Raw genomic sequence first — 14,159 nt, 5'->3', positions numbered from 1 at the left:
CCGGAAACGGCAAAAAAATCGAGGATCTGAGCGCCGTCAGCCTGGTCGATGTGGTTAGGCTCATCCTCCGATGCCGTTGATCAGACCATCCCTAGGCTACGGAAATCCGTTGATGTGGTACGCCGCATACGACTACGGCGGCGGAATCGTGCCAGCATACCGATCATTTGAGGATTACTACGCAACAGCGCTTTCAAGCGGTCATACCGATGTTCATCTTAACAACTATTCTCGGTCTGAAGAATAACGGTAGTGAACCGCCCGGGATTGAAATGACCCCCAGAAGTTGGACGGTTCATTCAGCGCTTCTGGTCCAGCAATTGAGTGCGCACGGCAGCCATCAGGGCGTCTTGCTGGAGAGGTGCAGAGAGGTGGCTCCATTCATTTAAACAGCGTAGCCGTGCTGGATAAGTGGATCGCCTGCGGGTTCAAGCTGCCTTGGGCAAGGACAGCATCTGGTTGAAGTAGACCTGATCGGGGGTCAGCCGATCAAGCGCGGTGTGTGGCCTGCGCTGGTTATAGAAGCTCAGGTAACGGCCGATCGATGCCTTCGCGTGGCTGACGCTGTCGTAGGCGCGCAGGTAGACCTCCTCGTATTTGACCGACTTCCACAGCCGCTCGATGAATACGTTGTCGCGCCAGCAGCCCTTGCCGTCCATGCTGATGGCAATACGGGGTTCAGCCGACATACGTGCAAAAATGCCCCCCAAAAAATCCGCTAACCCACTGATGAAATGGACGAAATCCAATCTTGTGAGCCACTTTTGCACGTATGTCGGCCGAACCCTTACTCGGGTTAAACCCAACAGTCGTGTCACCAGTCGCCAGGGGAGCCCGACACCGAAACGGAAAGATCGACCTTTAGATTCAATAGTTTAGAGAGATTTCGGCCCCGCACGTAATGATTCCCTGCCGAACCTCGAATTGATCCTGCGGCACATGCCAGAGTTCACCCTGGACGAATGGGCTGCGCTTGCAGAAATGCTCAACGACGCGTGCAACGAGGCGGACTACCTTGTTGGTCGAGGCGGTGATCTGTTCGCGCAACTCGCGGTTGGAGATGTACTGCAGCAGGAACAAGGTGCGCACGGCTGAACCGAGCGCCTTGAAGGTCTGGTACAGCCGGTTCTTGCGGCTGTAGTTGCCCAGCTTGCGCATCAGCGTCGAGGCCGCGATCTTGCCGGTCTTGATCGAGAGCACGACCTGCATCAGGTCCTTCCAGTGCGTCTCGATCAGATCCCAGTCGACAGTGTCCCGGAACAGCGCGGGCCACGGTACGTCTGAGCACGCTGGAACAGCTCCTGGCGCAGCTGCGGCCACCGCGCCCCGTTGGCGAACAAGTAACGTCTGGGAAGGACGAAACCTCCCCAGACGCAAATAGTCAGTTGCTTTGAGGAAAGCTAATGCCGGGCGAAGCGCCACCAAAGACGGAGCAACTACCGCGCGTCAGGTTGTTCTGCTCGAACGTCTGGCCGGCATTGCCCAGGCAAGTCGGGGCATTTGTCGTACCATCGTTTACCGCTACGTTTACCGTGACGTGCGAGCCGCGATTGAACGACACCGTCTGAGTTCTGGCGCCGTTGCCGAAGATGTTGAATTCGGTCAGGCGCCAGATCTTATTGATATCCACCGTAGAGGCGCGCTGACTCACGCTGTAGGCCCTTCCGTTCACCGAAAACGACACGGTATCCACGCCCCCCGAGGTCGCAGAACCGGTCAGCTTGACACCAGCGATGCCCGAAACTGGCACCAGAGGCACTCGCACCGATTCGCTGTTAATCTCGCAAGCGTTGCCTTCGTAAGCATCCCAGCCGGACGGGCAACCCGCCGCATCGTATTCCGAGGTACTGTCCGCATATACCCAGCTTTCAATGAAGATGACCGGGTCAAAGCCATTACTTGAGTCTTCGTCGGCGTCGCTGGAGTAGACGTACTGTTGCCAGGTCTTGCACGAAGAAAAACCGAACTGCGCGCAAGCGGCGGGGTTGCTGTCGTTGTCGGTATTGATTTGCAGCGAGTATTGGACTACCCCAGTGGTCACGCCGCTTACGCTCGGGAACGAACCGACGGCTGAGTGGGTGAGCCTGCCCGTGCGTGCAGCGTAGTCATCGCCATTGCCGGTGATGAGCACACGGTTGTCGGTGGTGGTACGAGCGTTGCCGCTGGCAACGTGTCGTGGCTTCATGACCAACTTCGGCGGTGCGCCACAGCGTACCGCCTGCCACCCCATGTCCGGAAATGTCGAGCTAAAGCAGCCCTCCATAGCCGGAGCCTCGTGCTTGAGCGTAGTTTCCCATGCAGACATAGCCTCGGCACGGCCAGTATTGTTTATTGCAGCGACCTGCGCCGCTGCACCCGCGCTAACGATGCTTCCAACGATGCAGGCGCCAAGCATGTACTTCGATTTAAATTTTCTCATGGTCTTTCTTCTGGTTTGATAGTTAAATTACAGTAAAATTTTAGTAAATTTGCGGCGCACCAAATCGGAAGTAATCGCCGCGTTAGAGAAGTGCCACTTCTGCGGCAACGCGTTACTTCGTCCTCGATCACAATTCATAAAATGGCGCGAGACCAGCGCTAAACCGCCAGACGTGGAGGTCGCGGGCCAGCATGCGCGCGGGCCAGCTCGGTCAGGCGTCGCGCGGCGCTGGCGATGGGCGCATCGAACCAGACGGCATGCGGAGTGCCGGAAGCCGGGGCGGTTCACCGGCCTACACCCCCAAAAAAAGTGAGCTAACTCGCTGTCAGTAAAGGCCTTTTACACGAATCCCTGCCGACCCCTAATCCTGCCGGGCACGATGGTGCTAACCGCCGGCCAGGCGGCTAGCGCCATCGTCCGGATCAACGCGCCTCGAATGCCCCCAGGTCCGGCGCACGTCCGTTAAAGGCCTCACCGGTATCGGCGCCGGCGTCGATCAAGGCGCTGCCCGGTGCCAGGGTGGCGAAGGTGATGATGGGTAGGTCGCCGTTGGCCTGGCGCGGACGCATGAGCTGTCGCTCGTCCAGGCTGACGAAATCGCCTGCACTGATGACAAGGGGAAGATTGAACGAATTGCGGCCGATATCGTTCTCACTGGCAGACCCCAGGTTGATCATTTCGATGCGCGTTCCGAATCCCAGGTTATTGGCCAGATGGTGGTCGTATCCAGGCACGTCGGTGAGGTTGTCGCTTAAGGTGGATTGCATGTCGTAGTTGGCGCGGCCGTTCTTGATCGATGTATTGCTGATCCACTCCTGCCCACCGATGTGGTGATTGGCGTAGAGGCCGTTGGATCGATTGCCCACTGCCAGATTGAACCGCACGATATGGCGCGGCACCGGCTTGGGATAATCGCTTCCGTTGCGGCCGTAGCCGCCTGCCTTGAAGCCTGCGCCATTGCCCAGCGGGGTGAATGCGCTGTCGTACCCGTTGTAGAACGACCAGTTGCGTTGCAGGGTGACTGCGGCAGCAGCATTGATCAGGTCGAACCCATCGTCGCTGTTGAACCATGCGCGGCTGCCTTCGATAAGGTTTCCGGTGCTTCCGGCAAGCGTCGGGTGCACGCCGAAACCGTCGATGTTTCCATCGGAGAAGGCATTTAGTCCGCGGTTGTTATAGGCATCGACGTTGTGAACCCGGTTGTCGTTGCCGGAAACCAGGTACCAGCCGATCGCCTGGCCGTCATGGATCGCCAGATTCTCGAACAGGTTGCCGTTGCCGCGGTCAACGCGGAATGCCTCGGACTGGGTCAGGCGGTCTGCAATGGTGATCCGCACACCCACCACCTCGAATCCGCGAAAGACGCAGTTGTTGCTGGCCACCCGGAATGCGGCCACGCGCAGGCCGGTGGGCGTCACCGCAGAGAAGTCGAACACCGGCCGCTCGTTGGCGACGTTGACATAGGCGATGCCGGGCTTGGTGATCTCGTTGACCACGGCGTAGGGCTGCCGCACCACGCTGATGTTGGCGCTGGTCAGGCGATAGGTGCCGCCGCGCAGGTAAACGGTATCGCCACCGGACGCGGCGGCCTGCGCAGCCATCACGCTGGCAAAGGGGGCGGCGCGGGTGCCGGGATTGCCGTCGTTGCCGGTGGGGGCGACGTACCAGTCGGCGGCAACGGCCGTGCACGGCGGCACGCAGGCGGCAATGGCGATCGCCACGATGGTGCAAAGAGAGAGGTTCATCGGATGTCCCTGGTGTACCGCATGAAAGTGGCTGCTTGCCGCCCTTGACCCGGCGTGGCGCAAGGCCGCGAGTCGCGCAGCTTGCGGGAACCGGTTTGCGCTCGACAGTGGTCGTGCTCGGTTCTGCTACGGCGGTTGACGTTTCGATGTGCCGCAACGCAGAAGTGTGCAAACGGGACATAGGTCTCTGGATCGATGCGGGCGCTGCCGCTGCCCGCACTGCGGCGCGACGTTCCACGGCCGCCCTGTGTCCGGCATCGCATCGCCGCGCGCCATGCGATAGAGAACCGCCGTGGACCGTCGTACCTTCCTCACCCTGTCGGGCATTGGTGCTGCCGGCTTGCTGCTGCCGAACACCGCCTGATCGCCGCCAAACAGTTGCTCACGCCCAACGATGCCGCACGCAGCCGGCGCTTGTCCGATACCGCGCTGAGCACCGCCAAGGCAGCCGGCGCCAATTATTGCGATGTGCGCGTAAGCAACTATCTGCGCCAGTTCGTGATCACCAGCGAGGCGCAGGTGGAGAACGTGGTCAACGCCGAATCCAGTGGGGTGTGCGTGCTGGCCGATGGCGCCTGGGGTTTGCGCCACCAACACGCTGACAGCGATGGCGTAACCACCGCCACGCCGGGCGGTGGCGATCGCCAAGGCCAACGCGCGGCCGGCCATCGCAAGCTGGTGCACTAGCTGGCACGACGCGAGGTTGGCCAAATTGTCCTGGAGACATCGGGCGGCTCCAGGGCCTGCACGTCTTCAGCCCAGTGCCGCTGCAATGACACTGCGGTGTTGCTTTGCTGCCCAAAATATCCGCTAACGCACTGATGCAATGAATGAAATACGAACGTATGAGCTATTTTTACACGTATGTCGGCTGAACCCCGACAACGTTCCGGACGAGACCACGATTCTCAACTTTCGGCGCCTGCTGGAGACCCATGGCCTTGCCGCGCGGATGCTGGAAGCGGTCAACGCGCATCTGGCGCGCAAGGGCCAGAGCCTGCGGTCGGGCACGATCGTCGATGCGACGCTGATCGCGGCGCCCAGTTCGACCAAGAATGCCGACAACGCGCGCGACCCTGAGATGCATCAGACCAAGAAGGGCAATCAGTGGTATTTCGGGATGAAGGCGCACATCGGCGTGGATGAATTTTCCGGGTTGGTGCACCACGTCCATTGCACAGCCGCCAACGTCGCCGATGTCACGGTGATGCACACGTTGCTGCATGGCAAAGAAGACAGCGTGTTCGGCGATAGCGGCTACACCGGTGCGGACAAACGCGAAGAACTGCAGGCCTGCAAGGCTGCATTCTTCATCGCCGCCAGGCCCTCGACGATGCAAGCCCTCGGCAACAAACGCGAGCGTGCTCGGGAAAGACGTTGGGAACACTTCAAGGCCAGCGTGCGCGCGAAGGTGGAGCATCCATTCCGGGTGATCAAGCGCCAGTTCGGCTACACCAAGGTCCGCTATCGCGGCCTGGCCAAGAACACCGCGCAGGTGCTGACCTTGTTTGCGCTATCGAACCTGTGGATGAAGCGAAAGCAGTTACTGCCGACGATGGGGAACGTGCGCCTGTAACCCGGGCAACACCCTGCAAACGCGCCGGAAACGGCAAAAAAATCGAGGATCTGAGCGCCGTCAGCCTGGTCGATGTGGTTAGGCTCATCCTCCGATGCCGTTGATCAGACCATCCCTAGACATGATTCGACAATACATGTGTGCAATAAGCCATGTGCAGGTTACATTACCGTAAGTCCATTAAGAATGCATGTGAGAAAGCGCGAACAGACATCCAGATGGCCTTGGATGATTTTACCAAAGTACAAGGAACAGATAGCGGACCCAATCCATCGATTGGCTTGACGGCCTGCTTCAAAGACGGCGATAAATGGCAGCGTGCGATTCCTTTGCTTCTTAGTTGGGATGATCTACGCCTTGAGTTGTCCAAGAAAAATGGGGCGCGAATTAAATTACCCGGCGGGAGTCAAAACGGATGACAAGAACTGACATTTGTCAGTGATAGGCCTGCAAGACGCACGGGAGTGGCAACACTCCATTTCGCATAATGTATAGTGGGTGACGCCTCAAAGCCCTGCGTGACCGCCTCAGCGCGCACGGGTAGGGCGAGCGACACCCCTATCGCTAGGGTCATGGCAGTAGCTGCCAATCGCTTCCAGAACGTCCGTTCTGGCGACGTCTGAGCCTCCGATTTCATTATTTGTATTGCTGCCTTTTCTGGCTGCGGATGCCCTTGCAATTTCAGGCATTCAGCAACTACCCAAACCTGGGGCACTCTTTTTCCGGTGCGGTAGTGCGATATCGCGCCGTCTGAAATTCCCAGCTTAGGAGCTAGCTTCGCGAAGCTCTCCACGCCAGCTGCTACCCGCGTTTGTTCGAAGAACTCCACCCAATTCACGACCGTCTCCACCCGTTGACTACGGGCGAAGACTACAGGCGTTGACGACTACGGGTGTAGCCGTGTAGTGTCGCGCCCATCGTCTACAGGCGTAGACGATCCCGCCCCCTGGTACCCCCCAGGGGCCCGGGTCAAGGGTAGGGGTAAGGGGATACACCATGGAATTTCAAGTTCAGTACCGTTACGAGCGTCGCTGGATCGTGCTTGCGCGTTTTCCTACTCGCAATGAAGCGCGTGATGACGCCGCTGCTCGTATTGCCTTTCTGGTCGCCGACGGTTTTAAGCACTGCGATGTGGTTCGCGACTTCCGCGTGCGCGGCGTCTCCCAGCAGGTGGCCGCATGACAGGCCTTATCGCATTTTCGCTGCTCGGTGTTGCCTGCTTCGTGTGCAGCATCGGCACCGCGCGCCTCGTCGGTTGGATCTTGGATCGCCGCGACGCTGCCATTCTTCGCCAGCTGCGCGAAGAGGATTTGATTGCTTCAGCTAATCACCACGTTCGCATCGCAAGGATCAAGCGCTCTGTTCGTGCCGCTGCCGAGCGCGAGGTGGATCATGCGTAAGGTTTTGCAGTTCCTCAGTGAAACGCCGTGGCCCATTTTCTTCGGCTTGATCTTCGGTGCGGTCGTTGGTGCTTTCTTTGGCATCAGCACTGCTCACGGCATCAATGCACAGCTTGAGCGCGACGAAGCTATCCAGCAGCAATGCATTGACGGCAACAACAACGCTTGCCGCGTCATGGAGCTGCGCTCATGAAGGAGTTCGCAAAGTGCATCGGTTTTGTCTGGGCGCTCGCTCTTTTCCTTTCGTTGTTCATCCTCGGATTCCATTACCTCGCTGAGCCGTGGGCATGGATCTGCGGCGTCTTTTTGTTTGTAACGCCTGCTGGCTTCATTGCTTACCTGTCTGGTGCCGGCCATGAGTGACGCTCGATCTGTTGCATGGGGGATTTTCTCAGCGCCAGTGCAGGGCGGTCCGCGCATCTACGTGTTGACCATCACTGTCAACGGTAAAGTCGTTGAGCAAGCCTATTTCGCATTTCGCAGCGATGCCTTTGATGCGCGCGATGCTGCCATGGAGTTCTACCGTGGCTGACGGCACATGCTCCTTCTGCGGTGAAACAACCGTCTATTTTTTCCCCGGTGGTTTATGCGTCGCATGCACCGGTAAAAAAGCACGCATCCGCATGCAGGAACAGCCCACGCAGTCGCGTGAGCTGTCTGCGTTCGATGCGTCTATCGGCGTCATGCAGGCCGCTACGCGCCGTACTGAATTAGCCGCTGAAACCCTTCAAAAGAATAAGCGCGTCGTCGGCACAAGCGTGCGTGAGTTCGACGCTGCCCATCCGATCGCATTGACCCCAGAGGGCCAGCGCGCAGCGCTGGCCCTTGGGCTTGTCCATTACAAAACAAGTGACACGCGGGCGGCTACGACCGGCACCGTGACCATTGAAATTGACCCGCTACAAGCGCGGGCGCAACGGCTGCGCAAGTCCGTGATTACCGGAGCACGTCTGCATGACCAGGAAGCGAAAAAAGGCTCCTTCCGGGGTGCGTGGTATTTCCTCACGCTCACCTACCGTGATGGAAGCGACAGCAGCCCTCGTGACGTTAGCGAATTATTTAAACGCATGCGCGGCCACTTCAATCGCCTTAAATCTGGGCGCGCACGGTGGAACCGTGAAAGCTTTCGTTACGTATGGGTCGGAGAGCTCACCCAACGATTCCGCCCGCACTACCACGTGATGTTGTGGGTACCGCAGGGCATGTTTTTCGGCAAGGTCGATCAACGCGGATGGTGGCCCCATGGCAGCAGCCAAATTGAGAAAGCGCGCAACTGCGTCGGCTATCTCGCCAAGTACGCAAGCAAGTTCACCGCCATTACAGCTGCTGCTTTTCCCAAGGGATTTCGCACACACGGCTGCGGTGGACTCAACACCGAATCCAAGCGCGAATTGCGCTGGTGGAAAGCCCCCAAGGACGCGCGCGAAGCTCTCGGCGGGGAAGCGGATATCCGCAAAGCAAAGGGCGGATGGTTTGACAGGCTTACCGGAGAGTTCTGGCCGTCTCCGTGGAAAGTCACATTCATTTTCGGCCGGACATTTGCCTGGAAGGTAGTCCAACTATGAAAGTTCAGATCATGAGTTCCGCAGTCGCGGTTCGTTCGTTCCCTGCGCGCGATGGCAAGCCTGCCACGCATTTTCGTGAGCAAACTGCGGCTGTGCTGCGCGACGGCGATTTCCCGCTGCCGTTCACCATCGGTCTCGATGAGGACCAACCGCCGTATGGCGATGGCTTCTACGTCATCGATCCCAAGTCGTTGCAGAACAATAAATACGGCGGTCTCGAGTTTGGCCGTCGCATTCGTCTGATTCCGGACCTCACTGCGAAGCTGCAACAGCAGTCCGCCAAGGTCGGCTAAACCATGTCCACACCGGAACCGCTGTTCGTCATCGGCTGCGCTGCGCAAAACATGCAGCAGGACGGGACGTGTTCGGTTCCGGTGTGGGTGCCGTACCACCAGCCAATTCTTCCACCCCTGGATTTGGCAGATGGAACCATGATCGCTTTCGCCATCGTATCGGTGTGGGCAATCGGGTTGAAAGCGCGCCTCGTATTCCGCGCGGCGCGTCTTGGGGTCTACTGAAAATGGAGAGATTTATGAAGAACGTTGTCAACGCTGCCCGTCGTTTCGGTTCGTCCACCACCGGCAAGTTCAGTGCCGGCGCTTCCAGCCTCCTCGCATCCGGTGCTGCATTCGCAACCGGTACCGGTTCGCCCGGTGCTGCTGTTGCCGGCGAGTTGGCCAGCGGCAAGGGTGATGTGATGTTGGTCATCGGTGCGTGCGCCATCATCCTCGGCGCGATCATCCTGTGGGCCTACGTGAAGCGCGCCCACTAACCGCGTCGCTCCAGGGAAAAGTGGGAGGGGCGCGCGGCAACGTTCGCCCCTTTTTTTTAGGCAAAAGGGGGAGTTATGGGCTATTTCATTTTGGTGGCAATCCTGGGTGCAGTCTGGCTCGCATTCGAGGGCATGTGATGCGCTGGCTTGCACGCGTGTTTGCATCCGCAGTGGCGCGCCGCGTTGCCTATTTCATCGTTGCATTGCTGTTCGCTGCGCTCGGCGCGGGAAACGCACGGGCGGCTAGCTTTGACGATCAAGGCGCAGCGTATGCAGCTTGCATGGGCGCATCTGCCGGGCATCAGGCCTGGTCTGAGGGGCGTGAGGTCACAACGAATTGCGAAAAGTTTGGTGACTGGCCGCAATACACCTGTTACGGCTACACCAAGGGTGGCGGCCAGATCGTTGGTTGCTCAGGAAAAGACCCGTTTTACATCTGGCCTATTGGCAAGGATTGCAAAAGCCGCACTAGCGACATAACGCAGTTCCAGCCGATGAACGGCTCTAGCCAATGCTGGAACGGCTGCGAAGTGAAGTACCGCCAGAACGGCGACGACGAAACCAGCACCCGCAGCACTACAGGTGCGGTGTGCGATCCCGACTATAAGAAGAAGTGCCCAGCCGGCTCGTTCTGGAACGGCTACATGGGCGTCTGTCAGCCGATTGAGCCTGATTGCCCAGAGGGCCAGGTGAAGCAGGACGGCGTTTGCAAGCCCGAGAACAAATGCCCGCAAGGCATGGTCGCCGTGCAGGCATCCACACCCGGTGCTGTTGCACAGGGCGCGCTCTATTGCGCACCTGAGAAGGAAGAATGCCCGCCCGGCACCATCATGGCACCTTCTGGCAAGTGCTTACCTGGCGAGGGTCAATGCGCCGAGGGTGAGGCACCTGGCAAGGACGGTACTTGTAAAAAAGATGGTGATGGAGACGGGGAGGGCGATGATCCTGGGGAGGGTGATAAAGATTCTGCATCTGGCGGCGAGACGTGCGACACGCCTCCGACCTGTAGCGGCAACGCAATCCAGTGCATACAGGTCAAGATTCAATGGCGCATTGACTGCAATACGCGTCGCGCTCAGAACATCAGCGGCGGTGCCTGCGAGGCAGTGCCGGTCTGCACGGGCAAGGCCTGTGATGCCATGGAATACGCGCAATTGATGCAGCAGTGGCGTTCTACCTGCGCACTCGAAAAGATTGCCAAGGGCGGCACGTCATCTGGCAACAACACCGACAAGAATGGCAACGGTGTTGCCGATGTGCTTGAGGGCAGTGGCAACGCTACCGATCCTGGCGATGGGAAATCTGACGTGGACGGCGCTAAACGCTTCGGTATTCGCTTCTCTACTGACAAGCTGGATAGAGAGAATATTTTCGGCGGCGGCAGCTGCCCTGAGCCTCCCAGCTTCGTCATCATGGGCAAGACGATTAGCGGTGGTGACTTCCCTTATTTCTGTCGTGCAGCTGCAATTCTCCGTGCGCTCGTTCTGATGTTCGGCGCTTATTACGCTATAAAAATTCTCATGGGATGGATGGGTTGATATGGGCATGGTCTGGGAGTGGATCACTAAGGGCATTTTCTTTTTCCTCGGCAAGCTAAAGGACATTGCGGCCGGCATCGTTGGCAAGATTTTGTCGAGCTTTGGTCTGACCATCGTCTCCTTCGAAGCGGTGCTGCCAAGATTGAAGGAGCTCATCACCGAGCAGGCATCTGGGTTATCCGGTCCTACCATGGATTTCCTCGGCTATCTCGGTGTTGGTCAAGCTATGTCGATGGTGCTATCCGCGCTGACCATCCAGATGGCTTGGAAGGTTTTCGTCATTCCGAAAACCGTCGCTGACCAGCTTGGAGCCGGCTCATGATTTATTGGTATACCGGCCAGCCTGGGCACGGCAAAACGCTGCATGCGATTGAAAAATTGCTGGAGTTCAAGGATCAGGGCCGCATTGTTTACGCGTGCAATATCCGCGAGTTCGACTACGCAAAAACCGGTGTGCTTGAGATGACGCCGGAGCAGTTTCGCGACTGGCCTAATTTCCTGCCCGATGGTGCTGTGGCGCTGGTCGATGAGGCTTACGAACACGGCATGCTTCCCAAGCGTCCGAATAGTTCCAAGGTTCCGCATCATGTCGAACAGCTTGCGAAGCATCGGCATCGCGGCCTGGATTTCATCTTCGTTAGCCAGTCGCCCGATAAGCAGTGCGACCAGTTCGTGCACGATCTGATCGAACGACATATCCATGTGCGCAGGCGCTTCGGAACCAAGTTTGTGCACTTGCGCGAGTTCGACCGGTTTGAGGCTCGCGCTGAGAAGGCAACACCACTCGTTGTCAAGCGCAAGGCCTTGCCCAAGCGCCCCATGGGCACCTACAAATCCACTGAGCTTGACACCACGCAGCGTAGGATTCCGTGGTACTACATCGCGCTGCCGATCTTCGTTGTGGTCGGTTTGGGCTTGATGTATTACACCTTCGGCAACATGGGCAAGCGGCTAAGCGGTGAGTCGGTTCCGGCTGCTGTGCCAACCCCTCAAGGCGATGCGGCGCGGCCCGACGGAGCGTCAGCGAAGGCGGCCGGCGCGGCTACGCCGCAGAGGGTCATCACTGCTGCTGAATTCGCCAAGCAATTTCTGCCGCGTGTCCCGTCTGAGCCGTGGAGTGCGCCCATATACGATGGCAAGCTGACATTGCCGAATGAGGCACCGCGGTTGTTCTGCATGTCCTCGCTGACAGGCAGTAACGCGCACGGTGAGCGTGTCGGCCCCACGTGCACGTGCATGACAGAGCAGGGCACGCAGTACGTGGTGGATCAGCAGACGTGTCGCTACATCGCCCGTCGCGGCCAGTACGAACCGTATCGCGATGAGCGCAATGATCGATTGGTTGACGGTCCTACGCAGATTGATCGCGGTATGCAAGCCGTCGCGCAGCGTCGTCTGGACGCAATGACGATTGATCGCGGTCAGCGTGCGCAGGGCACGTTTCCTGAGTCGCCTGGCTATGTGCCGTCCACCAGCACGCCGTCAACAGGCCTTGACCTATGACCAGCAGCGGCCGCGAGTTGCTCAAGTGGGTCGCGCTCATCTGCATGACGTGCGACCACGTGGCAACCATCGTCTATGGCGGCTACGTGCCGGTTCTGTCGCAGCTTGGTCGCATCGCTTTTCCGGTGTTCGCCCTGGTCATGGCCTACAACCTGGCGCAGCCGCGTGCCGACTACCGCAAGTCTGTCTCGCGGCTTGCGATCTGGGGCCTGATCGCCCAGCCGGTGCACGCGTGGGCATTCGGAGCCTGGATGCCACTCAACGTGCTGCTGACCTTCTCCCTGGCCGCCTGCTTGGTCTGGGCGGTAGATCGTCGCCAGTGGCCGCTAGCTGCCTTCCTTGGCCTGCTGGCACCCATATTGGTCGATTACCAGTGGACGGGCGTCTGGCTCGTTCTGGCGGCGTGGCACTGGTTCAAGGGGCAGGGCAGGTTGGTCAATATTTTCGCCTGGTACGACACCTCCACCACGCTTGCCCACGTGCGCATCCCTGTACTTCTTGCAGCCGCAATGACCCTGATGTGCCTCTACAACGGCAACGCCTGGGCATTGCTCGCCATTCCACTCATGGAGATCGGTTATCGCAACTGGAAGCTGCCGCGCCTGCGGTGGGCGTTTTACGGCTATTACGTCGGGCACCTGGCCGTTCTGAGCCTTCTCAAAGGAAATTTGTTATGCTGAATTGCTGCAGCAAGCCAGCGCGCCTATCAGAGATTGCAATGGAAAGCAATAAGGCAAGAATCATGCCATTTATCGCATGTTCATTTTACGTGTGGACTTCATTCATAGTTCCGTCAAATGCCCATGCCCAGCAGGTTCACAAGTGCAGGGAGCGCGGCCAGGTCGTCTATCAATCCGCGCCATGCGCCGCTGGTGCTGCTGAAAAGGTCTGGGCCGCTACGCCGGTCGCTGAGCCAAGCAACGCAGAGTTGTGGCGTCGCTATCGCATTCAAAAGCAGCTGGATCGGCGGTATGCCGCTGACCGCGCATCTTCTTCAGCCGCATCTATGTCTAGCTCTGCGTCTGGCAATGCATGCGAATCCGCGAAGCGTAACCGTGCAACGATCTATGAGGCCGCCGGGGTCCATCGAGATTTTGCGTTGTCCAGCCAATGGGACAACGCGGTCCAAGACGCCTGCAAATAACCGGGGTGTAGGGGCATAGCCCCTACGGATAACGCCTTATCCCGCTATGCGTCCGAAGTGGCGGTCTCGCCATTCGCCAAGATCCACCACGACGACCTTGACCATCGACTGCTGAACCGCCTTTCGTTTGGCGTTCCGCCTGCGGACCGAATCCCGAATGTCGCTGGCATTGGCATGCCATAGCAATCCGCGAAGCCGGCGTTCTGGGATTCGTTCGCCGCTGGGGGCGACCAGGTCGCGACCAGCCAAGCGCCAGCCAGCCCAGGGGCCGGTGAGTTCTACATGGTTGGTGACGACGCGCCGATGCAGATCTGCCGCGCAGCTGTTCGGGCATTGCTCGCCAACGGGCCAGCACGGCGGGCGAAGGTCGAGATTGTAGGTGTCGGTCATGCCGCGATTTCCGTTTCGCTAGGGGAACGGTTGGGCAGGCAAGATTTGATCCATAGCCAGATCCAGCGGAGCCGCGCCCGCGCCGCCCCAAGAACCGATTTCGCATA

Annotated in this window: 18 protein-coding genes and 5 pseudogenes; 17 read left to right on the top strand and 6 right to left on the bottom strand. The window is 58.9% G+C overall.

Features of this window, described 5'->3' with window-relative positions:
- Positions 1–428: 428 nt before the first annotated feature.
- Both NMB96_RS17470 and NMB96_RS23600 read right to left on the bottom strand, forming a co-directional pair.
- Positions 429–674 (bottom strand): annotated as a pseudogene (locus NMB96_RS17470) (integrase core domain-containing protein); the annotation flags it as partial.
- 337 nt (positions 675–1,011) lie between these two features.
- A pseudogene (locus tag NMB96_RS23600) lies at positions 1,012–1,266 on the bottom strand (Tn3 family transposase); the annotation flags it as partial.
- On the opposite strand from NMB96_RS23600, the pseudogene NMB96_RS23595 reads away from it, so the two are divergent.
- Positions 1,260–1,394, top strand: a pseudogene (locus NMB96_RS23595) (DNA-binding protein); the annotation flags it as partial. The pseudogenes NMB96_RS23600 and NMB96_RS23595 sit on opposite strands and share 7 nt — an antisense overlap.
- Here the strand turns inward: NMB96_RS23595 and NMB96_RS17460 are convergent.
- Both NMB96_RS17460 and NMB96_RS17455 read right to left on the bottom strand, forming a co-directional pair.
- Positions 1,382–2,419, bottom strand: coding sequence for a hypothetical protein (locus NMB96_RS17460; protein WP_255085338.1), 1,038 nt, complete (start codon positions 2,417–2,419; stop codon positions 1,382–1,384). The pseudogene NMB96_RS23595 and the gene NMB96_RS17460 sit on opposite strands and share 13 nt — an antisense overlap.
- A 422-nt stretch (positions 2,420–2,841) precedes the next feature.
- Positions 2,842–4,164 carry a right-handed parallel beta-helix repeat-containing protein gene (locus NMB96_RS17455; RefSeq protein WP_255085339.1) on the bottom strand — a complete coding sequence of 441 codons (1,323 nt, stop codon included), beginning with the start codon at positions 4,162–4,164 and terminating at the stop codon, positions 2,842–2,844.
- A gap of 292 nt (positions 4,165–4,456) precedes the next feature.
- Between NMB96_RS17455 and NMB96_RS17450 the strand changes: the two are divergent.
- From NMB96_RS17450 to NMB96_RS17440, 3 genes and pseudogenes are all read left to right on the top strand, one after another.
- Positions 4,457–4,825 (top strand): annotated as a pseudogene (locus NMB96_RS17450) (TldD/PmbA family protein); the annotation flags it as partial.
- Positions 4,826–4,984: 159 nt separating this feature from the next.
- Positions 4,985–5,740: pseudogene (locus tag NMB96_RS17445) on the top strand (IS5 family transposase); the annotation flags it as partial.
- Positions 5,741–5,958: 218 nt separating this feature from the next.
- Positions 5,959–6,159: a hypothetical protein gene (locus tag NMB96_RS17440; protein ID WP_152025527.1), complete on the top strand. Its 201-nt coding sequence runs from the start codon at positions 5,959–5,961 to the stop codon at positions 6,157–6,159.
- On the opposite strand, the gene NMB96_RS23590 is transcribed toward NMB96_RS17440, so the two are convergent.
- Complete coding sequence (locus NMB96_RS23590) at positions 6,147–6,377, bottom strand: DUF3693 domain-containing protein (RefSeq protein ID WP_425520931.1); 231 nt, start codon at positions 6,375–6,377, stop codon at positions 6,147–6,149. The genes NMB96_RS17440 and NMB96_RS23590 overlap by 13 nt on opposite strands.
- Positions 6,378–6,736: 359 nt before the next feature.
- On the opposite strand from NMB96_RS23590, the gene NMB96_RS17435 reads away from it, so the two are divergent.
- The 13 genes from NMB96_RS17435 to NMB96_RS17375 all read left to right on the top strand — a co-directional run bounded on the left by NMB96_RS17435 (position 6,737) and on the right by NMB96_RS17375 (position 13,198).
- Positions 6,737–6,922 (top strand): hypothetical protein, encoded by a 186-nt coding sequence (locus NMB96_RS17435; RefSeq protein WP_255085354.1) that lies wholly within the window; start codon positions 6,737–6,739, stop codon positions 6,920–6,922.
- Positions 6,919–7,140: a hypothetical protein gene (locus tag NMB96_RS17430; RefSeq protein WP_255085353.1), complete on the top strand. Its 222-nt coding sequence runs from the start codon at positions 6,919–6,921 to the stop codon at positions 7,138–7,140. The genes NMB96_RS17435 and NMB96_RS17430 overlap by 4 nt, the downstream gene beginning before the upstream one ends.
- On the top strand, positions 7,133–7,333 hold the full coding sequence (locus tag NMB96_RS17425; protein ID WP_255085352.1) for a hypothetical protein: 201 nt from the start codon (positions 7,133–7,135) through the stop codon (positions 7,331–7,333). Before NMB96_RS17430 ends, NMB96_RS17425 begins: the two co-directional genes overlap by 8 nt.
- Complete coding sequence (locus NMB96_RS17420) at positions 7,330–7,503, top strand: hypothetical protein (RefSeq protein WP_255085351.1); 174 nt, start codon at positions 7,330–7,332, stop codon at positions 7,501–7,503. The genes NMB96_RS17425 and NMB96_RS17420 overlap by 4 nt, the downstream gene beginning before the upstream one ends.
- Positions 7,496–7,672: a hypothetical protein gene (locus NMB96_RS17415; protein ID WP_255085350.1), complete on the top strand. Its 177-nt coding sequence runs from the start codon at positions 7,496–7,498 to the stop codon at positions 7,670–7,672. The genes NMB96_RS17420 and NMB96_RS17415 overlap by 8 nt, the downstream gene beginning before the upstream one ends.
- Before the next feature lie 91 nt (positions 7,673–7,763).
- Entirely contained in the window at positions 7,764–8,705 is a 942-nt protein-coding gene (locus NMB96_RS17410) for a rolling circle replication-associated protein (protein WP_233363215.1), read from the top strand.
- A complete protein-coding gene (locus NMB96_RS17405; RefSeq protein WP_343237617.1) occupies positions 8,702–8,998 on the top strand; it encodes a single-stranded DNA-binding protein in 297 nt (98 codons plus the stop codon). Before NMB96_RS17410 ends, NMB96_RS17405 begins: the two co-directional genes overlap by 4 nt.
- A gap of 3 nt (positions 8,999–9,001) precedes the next feature.
- Positions 9,002–9,223 (top strand): hypothetical protein, encoded by a 222-nt coding sequence (locus tag NMB96_RS17400; protein WP_039425063.1) that lies wholly within the window; start codon positions 9,002–9,004, stop codon positions 9,221–9,223.
- A gap of 14 nt (positions 9,224–9,237) precedes the next feature.
- The gene (locus NMB96_RS17395; RefSeq protein ID WP_255085348.1) at positions 9,238–9,477 is read left to right on the top strand and encodes a hypothetical protein; all 240 of its coding nucleotides are present in this window, start codon (positions 9,238–9,240) and stop codon (positions 9,475–9,477) included.
- Positions 9,478–9,614: 137 nt separating this feature from the next.
- Positions 9,615–11,015 carry a hypothetical protein gene (locus NMB96_RS17390; RefSeq protein WP_255085347.1) on the top strand — a complete coding sequence of 467 codons (1,401 nt, stop codon included), beginning with the start codon at positions 9,615–9,617 and terminating at the stop codon, positions 11,013–11,015.
- Position 11,016: 1 nt separating this feature from the next.
- The gene (locus NMB96_RS17385) at positions 11,017–11,337 is read left to right on the top strand and encodes a DUF2523 family protein (RefSeq protein ID WP_255085346.1); all 321 of its coding nucleotides are present in this window, start codon (positions 11,017–11,019) and stop codon (positions 11,335–11,337) included.
- Positions 11,334–12,518 carry a zonular occludens toxin domain-containing protein gene (locus NMB96_RS17380; protein ID WP_255085345.1) on the top strand — a complete coding sequence of 395 codons (1,185 nt, stop codon included), beginning with the start codon at positions 11,334–11,336 and terminating at the stop codon, positions 12,516–12,518. Before NMB96_RS17385 ends, NMB96_RS17380 begins: the two co-directional genes overlap by 4 nt.
- Positions 12,515–13,198 (top strand): TraX family protein, encoded by a 684-nt coding sequence (locus NMB96_RS17375; protein ID WP_255085344.1) that lies wholly within the window; start codon positions 12,515–12,517, stop codon positions 13,196–13,198. The genes NMB96_RS17380 and NMB96_RS17375 overlap by 4 nt, the downstream gene beginning before the upstream one ends.
- Before the next feature lie 500 nt (positions 13,199–13,698).
- On the opposite strand, the gene NMB96_RS17370 is transcribed toward NMB96_RS17375, so the two are convergent.
- Positions 13,699–14,052, bottom strand: a complete 354-nt coding sequence (locus tag NMB96_RS17370) for a hypothetical protein (RefSeq protein ID WP_233363211.1) — start codon at positions 14,050–14,052, stop codon at positions 13,699–13,701.
- Positions 14,053–14,159 lie beyond the last annotated feature (107 nt).

It is taken from the genome of Xanthomonas hortorum, from assembly GCF_024339125.1.
Taxonomy (GTDB): Bacteria; Pseudomonadota; Gammaproteobacteria; order Xanthomonadales; family Xanthomonadaceae; genus Xanthomonas; species Xanthomonas hortorum.
Note: the sequence above shows the minus strand (reverse complement) of the source record. Positions and strands in the feature narration are given on the sequence as shown.